The 1196-nt window shown below is 77.3% G+C and carries 1 protein-coding gene; it reads left to right on the plus strand.

Going from position 1 to position 1196, the window contains the following annotated elements; genetic code table 11:
• Positions 1-1196 (plus strand): AAA family ATPase (locus tag FRZ03_RS13195; protein WP_261398977.1); only part of this gene is annotated, 1196 nt, incomplete at both ends.

Genomic DNA, 1196 nt, shown 5'->3' on the forward strand with positions numbered 1-1196 from the left:
TCCGGCACGGACACCCGACTCACCGTCGCCGACGACCTGTTGTCCCTGCTGCGGACGACCACCACCGAGCCGCGCCCCGACGAACAGCTCGAAGCGCTCACCCTGGCCGTCGCCGCCGACCTGCCCGTCCTGCTCTGGGGCGAGCCGGGCATCGGCAAGACCGCGGCCCTCACCCAGCTCGCCGCCTCCCTCGATCTGCCGTTGACCACCGTGATCGCGAGCGTCCACGAGCCGTCCGACTTCTCCGGGCTGCCCGTCCTGGGCGACGACCCGGCCGTGCAGGGGGTGCCGATGGCGCCACCGCAGTGGGCCGTGGAACTGGTACGCGCCGGGCGCGGCCTGCTCTTCCTCGACGAACTCTCCACCGCCACCCCCGCCGTGCAGGCCGCGCTGCTCCGGGTCGTCCTGGAACGGCGGGTCGGCGCGCTCCGGCTGCCGCCGGGGGTGCGGATCGTCGCCGCCGCCAACCCGCGCGCGTCGGCGGCGGACGGGTGGGAGCTGAGCCCGCCGCTGGCCAACCGGTTCGTGCATCTGCACTGGGTGCACGACCGGGAGGTGGTGGTGCGCGGGCTCGGCGGGGTCTGGCCCCGGGCGGAACTGCCCCGGCTGGTGCCGGAGCGGCTGCCCGAGGCGGTGGCGTTCGCCCGGCGAGCGGTGTGCGGCTTCCTGGAGGCCCGGCCGACACTGATCCACCGGCTGCCGAGCACCGAGACCCGGCGCGGCGGCGCCTGGCCCTCGCCGCGCAGCTGGGAGGCCGCGCTGACGCTGCTGGCCTTCGGCACGGCCGCCGGCGTCTCCCGAGACGTGCTGGCGCTGCTGGTGCGGGGCGCGGTGGGGGACGGTCCGGGCCTCGAACTCCTCGCCCACCTGGACCGGATGGACCTGCCGGACCCGGAGTCGCTGCTGGCCGACCCGCCCACCGCCGAGCTGCCGGTGCGGGGCGATCTGCGGCAGGCGGCGCTGGAGGCGGTGGTCGCCGCCGTCGGCGCGCGGCCCCGGCGGGAGCGGTGGGAGGCGGGCTGGGCGGTGCTGGTCCGGGCACTGGAGACCGGCGCCCCGGACCTGGTGGTCGCCCCGGCGACGGCGCTGGCCGCACTGCGCCGCGACGACTGGGAGGTCCCGGCGGCCGTGGACCGGCTGACCTCGGTGATCGGCCTCGTCCAGCGCGCGGACCGATCGGTGCACCGGGCCAGGAC

This window comes from Streptomyces misionensis (assembly GCF_007896895.1).
Lineage (GTDB): Bacteria > Actinomycetota > Actinomycetes > Streptomycetales > Streptomycetaceae > Streptomyces > Streptomyces misionensis_A.